This is a genomic window from Dokdonella fugitiva (assembly GCF_004342425.1).
In the GTDB taxonomy this organism is placed as follows: Bacteria; Pseudomonadota; Gammaproteobacteria; order Xanthomonadales; family Rhodanobacteraceae; genus Dokdonella_A; species Dokdonella_A fugitiva.
Window position 1 is genome coordinate 273,189 of the sequence record NZ_SLWQ01000006.1, and the last position, 12,625, is coordinate 285,813.

The 12,625-nt window shown below is 68.5% G+C and carries 10 protein-coding genes and 1 pseudogene; 4 read left to right on the plus strand and 7 right to left on the minus strand.

From position 1 onward, the window contains the following. The first annotated feature begins 15 nt into the window (after positions 1 to 15). Positions 16 to 438 carry a hypothetical protein gene (locus EV148_RS12520; RefSeq protein WP_131998717.1) on the plus strand — a complete coding sequence of 141 codons (423 nt, stop codon included), beginning with the start codon at positions 16 to 18 and terminating at the stop codon, positions 436 to 438. A 7-nt stretch (positions 439 to 445) separates the two neighbouring features. Here the strand turns inward: EV148_RS12520 and EV148_RS12525 are convergent, their stop codons facing one another. The 6 genes from EV148_RS12525 to EV148_RS12555 form a co-directional block, all read right to left on the minus strand. Beyond that, positions 446 to 1,108, minus strand: coding sequence for a hypothetical protein (locus tag EV148_RS12525; RefSeq protein ID WP_131998719.1), 663 nt, complete (start codon positions 1,106 to 1,108; stop codon positions 446 to 448). A 268-nt stretch (positions 1,109 to 1,376) separates the two neighbouring features. Beyond that, complete coding sequence (locus EV148_RS12530; protein WP_131998721.1) at positions 1,377 to 2,159, minus strand: LytR/AlgR family response regulator transcription factor; 783 nt, start codon at positions 2,157 to 2,159, stop codon at positions 1,377 to 1,379. After that, a complete protein-coding gene (locus EV148_RS12535; protein ID WP_131998723.1) occupies positions 2,156 to 3,232 on the minus strand; it encodes a sensor histidine kinase in 1,077 nt (358 codons plus the stop codon). The genes EV148_RS12530 and EV148_RS12535 overlap by 4 nt, the downstream gene beginning before the upstream one ends. 64 nt (positions 3,233 to 3,296) lie before the next feature. Continuing rightward, positions 3,297 to 4,151: a DUF2306 domain-containing protein gene (locus tag EV148_RS12540; protein ID WP_241988078.1), complete on the minus strand. Its 855-nt coding sequence runs from the start codon at positions 4,149 to 4,151 to the stop codon at positions 3,297 to 3,299. Positions 4,152 to 4,331: 180 nt separating this feature from the next. Next, positions 4,332 to 6,017, minus strand: coding sequence for a cellulose-binding protein (locus tag EV148_RS12545; protein ID WP_131998725.1), 1,686 nt, complete (start codon positions 6,015 to 6,017; stop codon positions 4,332 to 4,334). Between the two features lie 577 nt (positions 6,018 to 6,594). After that, on the minus strand, positions 6,595 to 8,637 hold the full coding sequence (locus EV148_RS12555; RefSeq protein WP_131998729.1) for an amidohydrolase family protein: 2,043 nt from the start codon (positions 8,635 to 8,637) through the stop codon (positions 6,595 to 6,597). Positions 8,638 to 8,876: 239 nt separating this feature from the next. Between EV148_RS12555 and EV148_RS12560 the strand changes: the two genes are divergently transcribed. Together EV148_RS12560 and EV148_RS12565 are read left to right on the plus strand one after the other, a co-directional pair. After that, positions 8,877 to 9,215: a gamma-glutamylcyclotransferase family protein gene (locus tag EV148_RS12560; RefSeq protein ID WP_199222773.1), complete on the plus strand. Its 339-nt coding sequence runs from the start codon at positions 8,877 to 8,879 to the stop codon at positions 9,213 to 9,215. 440 nt (positions 9,216 to 9,655) lie between these two features. Beyond that, positions 9,656 to 10,012, plus strand: a complete 357-nt coding sequence (locus tag EV148_RS12565; RefSeq protein ID WP_131998731.1) for a hypothetical protein — start codon at positions 9,656 to 9,658, stop codon at positions 10,010 to 10,012. Between the two features lie 156 nt (positions 10,013 to 10,168). On the opposite strand, the pseudogene EV148_RS18950 reads toward EV148_RS12565, so the two are convergent. Further along, a pseudogene (locus EV148_RS18950) lies at positions 10,169 to 11,106 on the minus strand (integron integrase). Between the two features lie 293 nt (positions 11,107 to 11,399). On the opposite strand from EV148_RS18950, the gene EV148_RS12585 reads away from it, so the two are divergent. Next, positions 11,400 to 12,386, plus strand: coding sequence for an IS5 family transposase (locus EV148_RS12585; protein ID WP_131998739.1), 987 nt, complete (start codon positions 11,400 to 11,402; stop codon positions 12,384 to 12,386). Positions 12,387 to 12,625: the final 239 nt, after the last annotated feature.

Consider the following 12,625-nt stretch of genomic DNA (forward strand, 5'->3'; position numbering starts at 1 on the left):
CCAGCAGCACGCGTCATGGGTGTCCGTGCCGGGAGTGCACGCACGCGAAGCGCGCTGTCGAGGGCGCTCGTCGTGCTCGTCGCGGTCTACTTCGTCGCGAGCCTCGCCCACTTCGCGCACAACGCCGAGTACATTTCGATCTACCCGAACATGCCCGCCTGGCTCACGCGCGAGAAGGTTTACTTCGCCTGGCTCGCGGTCACCGGCGTCGGCGTGGCCGGGCTCGGCCTCGTGCGGCTCGGCCTGCACGCGCTCGGCCTCGCGGTCGTGAGCGCGTACGGTGCACTCGGCCTCGACGGACTCGCTCACTACACGCTCGCGCTCTGTTCCGAGCACACGCTGGCGACGAACGCGACGATCCTGTTCGAGGTCGCCAGCGGATTCACGCTCATGCTCGTCGCCGCCGTCGCAGCGACGAGACGCGCCAGCGTGCGATGACGACGGATCAGCGCACGGTCGCCGCGACACGCGGGCGGCGATGCACCTTCACGAGCCAATAGACCATCACGACGAGCACGAGCAGCACCGGCGCGACGAGCAGCGGCAGCTTGCGCAACGGCTCGGGGATGAACTTCGCCTGGCCGAGGAAGGCCGAGGTCGTGGCGATCCACATCGCGTAGCTCATGCGCCAGAGATGGCGCGCGAGCCGGCGAGCGCCTTCGATGCGGCCCGCGCGGAGCATGCGCAGGTCGCCGAACGCGGCGAGCAGCGCGACGCTGCCGAACATGAACAACGGCGGCGCGGGAATGCCGTCGACGCGATGCGCCGTCGACGACACGGCTTCGACGCCGAGCGCGAGCGCGTGCGCACCGATCGCGACCGCGACGAGCATGAACGCGGTCGCGAGTGCGCGCATCTGCGGCACCGTGCGGCGCACGGCCAGCACGCCGGTCGCGACGAGGTAGAACGTGAGCACCGCGGCGACGACGTTGACGCGGTTCGGCGAGAAGAACTGCGCGATCACCGCCGCGGTCGTCGTCATCGTCGCCATCGCGACCGCGAACACCCAGCCGCTGCGCCGATGCAGCGGCGCGCCCTTCGTCGCGTACAGCGCGACCGCGCCCGCGAGGAGCGCGAGCAGCCCGGCGATGATGTGGATGGCTTTCATGCGTCCCCTGCACGACCGTGACCGCTGCAGGGCCCGGTGCGGTCGCGCTCGCCACAAGGAGGCACGTGACGGACCACGAGGCGGAGGCGACGAACGACGACACGGACGGTTGTTCGTCGGCCCCGATCGCGGGCTTCCACCTCCCACGTGCGCGGGCCTTCCGTTCGAGCACCGCCGCGCGCATGTGTGGCAGCGCCGGAAGGCGCGATGCCCTTCGTTCCGGCCAGGAAGAAGCATCGCGGCTTCCGCCGCTCCCACATGTGACCTGCTACATCTGGCGGAACAGGTGCAGGTAGCTGCGGCTGACCGGCAGCACGTCCTTGCGCCCGCGCAGGTGCACGTCGGCGGTCTCGTTGTCGCCGCGCGTGACGTGGCTGACCGCGCGCAGGTTGACGACGACGGAACGATGCACCTGGGCGAACTGCGCTGGGTCGAGCTGCGCGAGCAGTTCCTTCAGCGGCGTGCGCACGAGCGCCTCGCCGGGCTGGCCGTCGTCGCCGCGCCAGGCGACGAGCGTGTACTTCGTGTCCGAACGCAGGTAGTCGATGTCGTCGATCGCGATGAGCCGCAAGGTCTGCCCGACCTGCGCGCGTATCCAGCGCAGCGGTGCCGGCGCGGCGCCGCGCTGCAACTGCGCGGCGAGCTGCTGCAGCAAGGCTTCCGTATCGATCGCGGGCTGTGCCGCGCGCAGGCGCTCGCGCACGCGTGCGACGGTCTCGGCGAGGCGCTCCATCTCGACCGGCTTGACGAGGTAGTCGAGCACGCCCTGCGCGAATGCCTGCACCGCGTACTGGTCGTACGCGGTCACGAACACGAGGTGCGCACGGCGGCCGATGTGGCGCGCGGCTTCGATGCCGGAGATCCCCGGCATGTGCACGTCGAGGAAGCAGACGTCGGGCAGGCGCGCGTCGAACAGGCGGATCGCCTCGCGCCCGTTGCGCGCGAGCGCGACGATCTCGAGTTCCGGCCACGCCTGCGCGAGCTGGCGCGCGAGTGCGTCGCGCAGCAGCGGTTCGTCTTCGGCGATCAGCGCGGTCGGGCGGCCGTTCATACGCCGGCCTCGCGCGCGGGCAGGTCGAGCTCGGCTTCGACGCCGTGCGGCACGACGCCGTCGAGGCGCAGGCGCGCCGCTTCGCCGAACACGAGCTGCAGCCGCTCGCGCAAGGTTTCGAGCCCGGTACCGAGGCCGTCGCCGCCAGTGCCGAAGCCGACGCCGGTGTCGCGCACGCGCACGAGGCAGCGATCGGCGCGACGGCGCACCTCGATGTCGATGCGCCCGCCCTCTTCGCTCGGATCGATGCCGTGGCGCACCGCGTTCTCGACCAGCGTGAGCACGCTCATCGGCGGCAGCACGAGCCCGCGCGCGAGCGGGTCGACATCGAGCGCGAACTGCAGCCGGTCCGGCATGCGCATGTGCATGACCTCGAGATAGGCGCGCACGAGTTCGATCTCCTGGCCGAGCGTCGTCGACGGTTCGTGCAGGCGCGGCACCGCGGCGCGCAGGTAGGCGATCAGGCTGCCGAGCACGCCCGATGCCTGCGGCGAGCCGCGATCGACGAGTTCGCGCACGTTGGCGAGCGTGTTGAACAGGAAATGCGGTTCGACCTGCGCCTGCAGCAGGCGCAGGCGCGCGTCGAGCGCGCGGCGTTCGTACTCGCTGCGCTCGAGCTCGAACGCGAGCGCCTGCTTCTGCGCGACCTCCTTGATCTGCCGCAGCAGCGCGGCGACCGCGATCCACGGCGCGGTGAGCAGGGCGAGCATCGTCATCGCCGAGTAGCCGCCGAGGCGATCCTTGTCCTTGTACCAGGGCTGATCGAGGCCGAGCGTGGTCAGCCAGTACGCGATCGCGACGACGAACGGCACCGCGAGCGCGACCGCGATCACCTGCAGCGCCCAGCGCGCGAACCAGCGCGGCAGGCGCGGCGGCCAGCGCTCGAACACGCCGAACACGCACAACAGCGCGAGCGCGATGAAGAACACGCGACCGTAGAGGATCGCGTACGAGACCTGCCACCCCGGCGCGAGCGGCAGGCTGACCACGGCGGCGGCGATCAGCACGACGCGCACGCGCCGCCAGCCGAAGATCGGCGCAGGCGGCTCGTCGATGGGCGCGGTCGCGGTCATGGCGCGAGCATAGTGCAGCCGGCCCGCGCGTGGCGGCGGCACCGCGCCGGCCGCGGCCGGCGCATCAGATGCGCGGCAGCCAGAGGATCGCGCCCGCGGCCGCGATGCCGCCGGCCATCACGAGCGTCGCCGCGCCGAGTCCGAACGCCATCGCGAGCTGCACGCGCGCGCTGCCGCGCTGCGCGCGGATGTAAAGCTCGAGCAACGCGAGCGGCACGAGGTACTGCGCGAACGCGAGGAAGGACAGGAACGGTCCGGAGAACGTCTTCGGATCGAAGCCGGCCGGCCCCTGGTTCGCGACGATCCATGCCATCAGGCCGATGCGGAAGAACCAGACGCCGCCGACCGCGAGGAACAGGCGCAGCGCCCAGCGCCGATGCGCGTCGTAGCGCCGCGCGCGCGCGGCGCGTACGGCGAGGAACGCGAAGGCGAGGATGAGCACGGCGTCGAGGCTGATGCCGAGGTGCTGCACGAACTGCTCCGGCTTCGGACGGCTCCACACCATGAACAGGCCGCCGAGTGCGGCGATGACGCCCGCCGTCGCGAACACGCGACCGTTCCAGCGATGCACCGCAGGCCACCGGCTGCGGATGCGCGGCACGAGCTGCAGCGCGCCGCCCGCGACGACCGCGAGGGCGAACACGAGGTGCGACGCGAACACGAGGTTGCCGACCGTGTCGCCGGGCGCGTAGGCGCCCTTGACCACCGCATTCCACGCTTCCGGCCGGCCGGCGAGCGCGCTGCGCGCATAGAACATCACGATGTAGAACGCGAACAGCAGCTGGCCCGCGACTGCAACCACCCACCAGGCCGCGGCGACGCCGCGCAGGGCCCTGCCACCCGCCCGTGCTGGCGCTTGCGGCATCGCAACGGCTTCGGCGGGTTCGAGCGTATCGGCGGTGGCGACTAACGGCGGCATGCGAGCATCCTCGATGAGATACGCGCAGCCTAGCGACGCCTTGCTCGCGCACGAACCCGCGTGCGACGAGCGACGGTGGCGACGGCACGAACGACGTCCCTGCGCGACGGAACGCGCGGCAGGGATCCGCCCTTCAGCCCGCCCGGCGTACCCGTCCGTGGTCCCGCGCCCGGTTTCGCATCATTGCGTGCAGCCGCTCCACCAGCACGGATTCGCATCGATGAAGCCGAGCAGCGCCTGCTGCTTGGGCGTGTCCTGCGCATCGAGGTATTCGACCGCACCCCAGCTGCCGAACTTGCCGTAACCGCTCGACGCCGTGAAGTTCATGAACAACTCGCCGCCGTGCTCGCGCCAGTCGACGAGGTGCTGCGCGTACGCGGCGCCCATGCGCGCGTCGCGATTGGCCGACGTGAACAACGCGGTGATCGCGTCGTTGTTTTCGACGCCGAGGATGCCGACGAGATGCTGGCCGCCTTCGTAGCTCACCAGACGCAGGCTGCGCGCGACGGCGGCGCCGTGGTGCGCATCGATCCAGCCACGCACGTCGGCCAGCGCACCTCCGGGAGGGCCGCCCGCGACCTGGCCCCCGTTCGTGAGCTCGGCGAACAATGTCGTCGTCGTCCAGCCCTGCACGGTCGCCGCGGTATCCGGGCCGTCGAGGTAGCCACCGAAGTACGGCGCGATCGCCACGGCATCGATGCCGTGCGCGCTGCACGGCGCACCCCCGCTCCACAGCGGGCAGTCGGCCGACTGCGTCTGCGTGTACGCGTTCGCGGCCTGGGCGCCGAGCACGCAGGTCACGCGCGAGGCTTCGCCGCCCCACGCGGCCTTCCACAGGTCGCACATCTGCGCGGTGCGTTCGCCGTGCCAGTTGAGACGCCGATCGAAGCCGGAGCCGACGTTGCCATACTCGGCCGTGCCCATCGCCTCGACGTACGCGCCCTGGCCGAACTGGCCGTTCCACACCTCGTTGGAGTACTCGACGTAGACGCGCAGGTCGCGTCGCAACAGCGCCTTCACGCGGAGGGCGAACTGCGTGATGTAGTCGTCCGTGGCGCGGTGCGGCACGTTGAACCACGGCTGCGCGTCGGTGCGATTGGCGAGCTCGACCATCATCTCGAGCGGCACGCCGTGCTCGGTCCAGCGCACGTCGTCGAGCATCGGGCGGTCGACGAAATCCTGCTGCGCGGAATTGTTGGTCTGCATCCAGTCCATGAAGCGCAGCACCTTGTTGCGTCGGACCAGCGACAGGAAATCCGGATGGAACAGCTGCGACGGACCCGAGTGCTCGTCGTAGCCGGGCATCCAGACGTGGATGTCGCGCGGCGGGTCCGCCGCGTCGATCGCATCGAAGCGCATCATCCAGCCGCCCGATCCCGCGTCGACGTCGAGCACGTCCCGTCCAGGCGTCGACAGCGCCGCGTTGCGATGCGCGGCGAAGAAGTAGCTGATCGTTCCGTGACCCTGGTAGGTGACGACGTAGCGGCCACTCGGATAGTGGCCCGGAAAGTCGCCGAAGAAGAACAGGGTCGCGACCGCGTTGTACGACGTACCCGCGCATCCCGGTCGGCTCGCCACCGGCGCGAGCGTGCGCAGGTAGCCGTTGGCATCGAGGTCGAGGCAGTCTTCCTCGCCGGTGTCGAACACGCCGCTGCCGGTGGTGTCCTGGGTGATCCAGGCGCGCGACTGCTTCATCGCGTCGACGAAGTTGTAGCTGGTCGAATAGTCGACCACGCCGTCGAGGTTCGCGCCGAGCGGCGAATCGTAATTGAGCGGATGCTCGAAGCCATTGCGGAACAGCGTGTCGAACGCGCGCGCCTCGCGCACGCCGGCGAACATCGCCAGCAGCGCCAGCACGACGTGCACGCCCCTTCCCTGCGTGATTGCCCGCATCGCGTCGCCTCCCCGGTTCGATCGTGCGGCGATCCTAGCCGCGCGCGCGGAGCGGGACTGTGAGCCAGCGCCGCATTGCAGGCGCAGGATCGTCTGCGCCTGACTGCCGCGATAGCCCACCGCGCTGCCGGCGTCGGCCGTGTCGCGGTTGCGCTCGAACGTGGAGCGGTCGATGCCGACGATCGCACCCGCGCCGTGCACCCACAACGCGCCCGGCTGGTCGGCGCCGTCGAGCGCGACGTTGTGCGAACGTGCTGTCGCACAGCAGCACCACGGCGTCGCCGCTGATCTCGACGGGCTCGCTGTTGCCGGTGTACGCGAGCCTGTCGACGACGACGCCGGGCGAATCGCCGGCGATGACGAAGCACGAGCCTCGAGCGCGTCACCGTCGACGGCGCGACCTCGGGACGCCGCGCGCGATTCCCCTCACCCGCCGCGCTGCGCGCGTCGGCCTCTCCCGCGAGCGGGAGAGGCGAACACCGGTGCGCCGCTTCGCCCGCGCGAACCACTTCGTCGCGAACCCCTTCGTCGCGAACGGCTTCGTCGCGCGCTACTTCGCCGCGGGCGGCGGCGGCGCCGGCAACGTCACCTTCGGCGCAGGCACGAACGGCACGATGCCGAACTTCGGATACGCCTCGGACGGGTAGTAGAACGTGCCGTCCTTGACCACCATCGCGATCTTCTTGATCGCCTTGAGGTCCTTGGTCGGATCGCCCGGCACGAGGAAGAAATCGGCGAGCTTGCCCTTCGCGATCGAGCCCGTGCGCTGGTCGCGGCCGAGGTAGCGTGCACTGTCGAGCGTCGCGCGCTTGAGGATCTCGGGCGCAGTCATGCCGGCCTTCTGGTACAGCTCGAGCTCGCGGTGGTAGGTGAACGAACCGCCCGTGTCGGTGCCGAACACGATGAACACGCCGCGATCGTGCAGTCGGCGCACGACGTCGATGAGCTTGTCGAACGCGCCGCGATAGGCCGCGTCGTCGCCCGGCGCCGAGGTGTCCGCGAGCTGCTTCATCGCGTCGCGGCGGGCGCCGACCGGGAGGTGGTCGAGGTAGTCGACCGCCCCCGGCGGCACCTGGCCGTCGCGGTTGAGCAGCAGCATTTCGTGGATGCCGAGGGTCGGGTCGATCGCCTTCTTGCCTTTCACCATGAGGTCGATCGTGTGCTGGACCTTCGCGCTGTCGAGGTCGAGCGCCGGCAGGCGCTTGAGCGCGGTCAGGCGGAACAGCGTGCGCGTATCCTCGCCGGGGCCGATGACCCAACCGAGCGCGAACTGGTTGATGTGCGTGGTCTCGTCGTAGCCGGCCTCGATCATCTGGTCCACCGTCGCGAACGCGGGCACGTGGCCGGTCACGCGCATGCCGAGCTTGTGCGCCTCGGCGACGATCGCCGGCACCCACGCCGGGTTCATGCTGTTGTAGACCTTGATCTGCCAGTAGCCGCGCGCGCCGTACCAGCGTACCGCGTCGATCGCCTTGTCCTGGCTGTCGACGACGAAGCCGTTGTTCGCGCTGAACGGGCTCTTGCCCTCGATGAAGCCCGAGCGCACGACGTGCGGGCCGGCCGTCTCGCCCTTCTCGATGCGCTGCACGAGCGCGTCGAGCACGGCGTTGTCGTTGCCCATGTCGCGCACGGTCGTGATGCCCGCGAGCAGGTTCAGCAAGGCACTGTTCTGGCCGAGGTGCGCATGCATCTCGAACATGCCGGCGACGAGCGTGCCGCCGGCGCCGTCGATCGTGACCTCGCCCGGTGTCGCCGGGCTGTCGAGCGGCTCGATCGCGGCGATCTCGCGCCCGTTGACGAGCACCGCCACCGGCTCGCCGAGCGCGCCCGTGACGGGATCGAACACGCGCACGTTGCGGATGCGCACCGGCGCGCCGTACGCATGCGCGATCTCGCGCTGGATCGTCGCGTAGCGTTCGGTGGTCCAGTCCGCGGCGAGCTTGCGCAGGCGCACTTCCTCCGCCTCGTAGCCTTCGCGCACTAGGATGAACGACGGTGACACCGCGGCGAACAGGCGATCGTTCGCATCGAGCAGCATCGTCTCGGGCTGCGTGTCGATGCCGGAGAGATCGTAACGCGTGACCTGCAGCTTGCCCCCCGCACCGTCGACGTCGATGGTGGCGCCCTTCTCGAGCCGCAACGTGCCGCCCGGCAATGCGGGCATGCCGAGATCCGGCCGCTTCAGCAACGCGCGCGCATACACTTCGTCCGACCATGGGCTCGCGCTCTGCGCGACGTAGACCGCCGGCGCGTCGACCCTGGCCGTGCCCTTGCCGGTCGAATCGACCCAGCTCGCGTCGGCGCCGCTGCGTTCGAAGGTCTCGTCGACCTTGCTGCCGAACGTGGTCGTGCCCTTGATCGTCCATGCCCGCGGCAAGCCGCTTTCGTCCAGGGTGAGCGTTTCCACGATCGTCGGGCCGCGGCCGTTGTTCTTGATGTCGTAGTCGACCGTGCTGGTGTCGCCCTCGGTCGTCACGAACACGTGGCCGACGTTCTTGCCGCCGAAGATCGCCGTGTAGCGCGCGCCGTCGGCGGCGATGGCGGCGAGTGGCGCGAGCGCGCAGAGGACGGCGAAGGCGAGGCGGTGTTTCATGACGGGGCTCCGGCGCGGGTGAGGTGCGGCATTCTGACCGACCGGGCGTGCGACCACTAGCGACGTCGCTCAACGGCCTTTCGCCACGAAGCGAGGTGGCCGGCGCCGTGCAGGAGCGCACCCCTGTGCGCGACCATCGCGCCGCGGTGCATCGCGACGCCGCGGTCTCACCCATGGTCATCGAATCCATGCCCATGCGCGGGCTTGCAATCGCCGGGCGCGGTTCGCATGCTGCATCCATGATCGAGCGCCTTTTCGTCTACGGAACCCTCGCGCCGGGCAAGCCGAACGCGCACGTGCTCGCCGGCGTGCGCGGCACCTGGGAGCCCGCGAGCGTGAACGGTCGCCTGCTCGCGGAAGGCTGGGGCGCGGCGCTCGGCTTTCCCGGCATCGTGCTCGACGACCATGGCGAACCCGTGCGCGGCCTCGTCTTCAGTTCGGAGGAACTCGCTGCGCACTGGGAACGCCTCGACGCATTCGAGGGCAAAGGTTACGAACGCGTGCCAACGACCGCGCGGCTCGACGACGGCTCGCCCGTCGAAGCGTACATCTATCGCCTGCGCGAGCTGCCCGCGTGACCGCGGGGGTTGCAGCGTTCCCCTGCCGCACGACCGGGATCGACGATCAGTTGAAGCCGTTCGCGAAGATGGCGTCGCCGGTCTCGATCGCGCCCGCATCGCACGTATGCGCCGTTCGGGCGTGGCATTCCGCCTGCTCGCTGCCCGCGCCGAGACGGCGCCGTCGGCTACAACCTGACTGGTCATCCCCCTCTCGCACCCTTGCCGGCTTTCCCCGGGGAACCTTCAGGACCCTCGATGGGTATACTGATGGTGCCCACGCGACATCCAGGGACACTTCCAGGCGACTGCAACTTCTTCCTGGTGCAATCGCCGCGATGCAATCGGGTAGCGCGAGTGCCAGCGATGCTGTCACGGGCTCGATCACGGCGGCTGCACGCAGATTTCCGACCTTTCGTGCGGCAGCGGCGCTGGGGTCGCACCGCTCAGGAACCATGAACATGCGAACGATGTTTTCCGCCATCCCGCTGCTTGCCTTGTCCGTATCGTTCCCTGCGCATGCGTCGGGCCTGTTCGCGGTGTCGGCCGAGCTGTCGCACCAGGGCAAAGCATTTGCTGCACCGTCGGCCGTGGTGCGGGAAGGCGAACCCGCGTCCGTGGAGGCGTCCGGCGCGGATCCGTACAGGCTTGGATTCACCGTCAGGGAATTGGCCGCGAACGAGATCGAAGTCGTTGCGACGGTGGACTCACCGCACGGGATGATGGCGCCGACGGTCGTCGTCAGGCCGGGGGTGCCAGCCAGCATCGATGTCGGCGACATCGGGCTGAAACTGACGGTCAAGCGGAGCGGCGACTGACGGTTCGTCCAAGGTAACGACGGATGCGTGGAGTGGCCGGACACCTCGATCGAGCGGCCGCTGACGTGCCGGGTGTTTCTTCGACACGCGCGCCCCACGCATCCGTTCGAAGACGAGTGCCGTCGCCCGTGGCGAACCCGCTGCGCACCCTGCGAATCAATCCAGGGGGCTGACGACGCCTCGCCCGCCCCGATTCAACACGTGGGTATAGATCTGCGTCGTCGACACGTCCTTGTGGCCGAGCAGTTCCTGGATCGTGCGCCGACCGTAGCCGGCTTCGAGCAGATGCGTCGCGAAGCTGTGGCGGAGCTCATGCGCACTCAGCGGTTTGGCGATCGCGGCAGCCCGACGCGCGCGCGCGAGCGCACGGGCGAGGACGGCATCGTCGACGTGATGACGCCGCTCGGCGCCGTCGAGCGGATCGCGCGACCGCTGCGTCGCCGCAAACACGAACTGCCAACCAGGCTCGCGCGCCGCGCCCGGATATTGCGCATTAACGCGTGCGGAAGGCGCGTCGCGCCGAAGCCGGCGGCGAGATCCACCGCGTGCAGCCGCAACGACCGCTCGATCTCCCGCTGCAGCGGCTCGACCAACGAACGCGGCAGCATCGTGCGGCGATCCTTGCCGCCTTTACCGTCGCGCACGAGGATTTCGTTGCGGGCGAAATCGACGTCCTTCACGCGCAGGCGCAGGCATTCCATCAGGCGCATGCCGGCGCCGTACAGCAGGCTCGCCATCAACCAGGTCCTGCCTTCCATTACTGCGAGCAGCCGCACCACCTCGTCTTTCGCCAGCACCATCGGCAGGCGACGCGGACGCTTCGCGCGAACCACGTTGCTCAACCACGGAAGATCGAGGCGCAGCACCTCGCGATACAGGAACAGGATCGCCGACAGTGCCTGATTCTGCGTCCCCGCCGCAACGCCGCCGTCCTTCGCGAGTGCACCCAGGAACGCCTACACCGCCGTCGCGCCGAGGTCGCGCGGATGCCGCTTGCCGTTGGCAAGGATGAACCGCCGAATCCATCCCACGTAAGCCTGCTCGGTGCGCAAGCTGTAGTGCTTGAGCCGGATCCTGCGCCGAACTTCGTCCATCAGGCGAGGCGCGCGCGCTGGCACCGCCACCCGTTACGCCCTCGTTTCCGGATGCGTAATCCATTACGCCCTCGCGCCAGGGATGTTGCGACGGAGTGTGATCGCCCTGGACGGCAGGCGCGACCGCGCAAGTTACTGACATTGTGTAAGAATACGGGTTGACGCTGTATCCGCACACGCGCAGGATGCCGTGCAACGCCCCGCTTTCGGGGTCTATTTGTAGTTAGGGAAGGTCTGAACAAGTCTGCGCACGGATAGTATACTTCTGCTCAACGTCGAGCCAGGGTCGTGCGATGAATCAGATGAGCTTCGGGGATGCGGAATACAGCGGCAAGAAGAAGCGCACGCGGCGCGAACAGTTTCTGGCCGAGATGGAGCAAGTCGTTCCCTGGGGCTCGTTGTTGGCGCTGATCGAGCCGTTCTATCCGGTGGCAGGCCGCGGCCGGCATCCGTATCCAATCGCGACGATGCTGCGCGTGCACCTGATGCAGAACTGGTTCGGGTTGAGCGATCCGGCGATGGAAGAAGCGTTGTACGAGATCACGTCGATGCGGCAGTTTGCGCGGCTGACCTTGACGCAGGCGATTCCGGACGAGACGACGATCCTGAACTTTCGCCGGTTGCTGGAGCAGAACGAGCTGGCGCCGGAGATTCTGGCGCGGGTGAACAAGTACCTGGGCCGGAAAGGCTTGCTGCTCAAGCGTGGCAGCATCGTGGACGCGACGATCATTGCGGCACCGAGTTCGACCAAGAATGCCGAGGGCGAGCGCGACCCGGAGATGCATCAGACCAAGAAGGGCAACCAGTGGCACTTTGGCATGAAGGCGCACATTGGGGCCGATGCAGAGTCGGGATTGGTGCATACCGTGGTGACGACTGCGGCGAACGAAGCGGACGTGGCGGTCGTCGATGAACTGCTGCACGGCAAGGAAGAAGTCGCGTACGCCGATGCCGGCTACACCGGAGCGGACAAGCGTGTCGAGCGCAAGAACCTGCGTTGGGAAATTGCCGCCAAGCGCGGAAAGATCCAGGCCATGCCGGAAGGCCAGGCCAAACGCACCGCAGAGAAGATCGAGAAGCGCAAGGCGAGTATTCGTGCCAAGGTCGAGCACCCGTTTCGGGTGATCAAGCGCCAATTCGGCTTGGTCAAGGTGCGGTTCCGTGGGTTGGCGAAGAACACCGCACACATCATCACCCTGTTCGCGCTGTCGAATTTGTGGATGGCGCGGCGAAGGCTATTGGCGATGACAGGGTCATTGCGTCCGCAGTTCGCAAAATGAGGCAAGAAAAGGAACGCGAACGGCGAGAAACCGAACTATTTCGGTGGTCGAGTGCATTCCGTCGGCCCGCCACCACGATCCGCTCTCAGTGATGGCGTGCGAGTGACTTGATCAGACCTTCCTTAGGCCGCAATATGTCACACCTGTAATGACCCAGCGGTTTCTGCTCAGGTCACGCCGCTAATTTGAACGCCTCGTCCGGCGTCTTCATTCCCAATGCCTGGTGCGGGCGTCGGCTG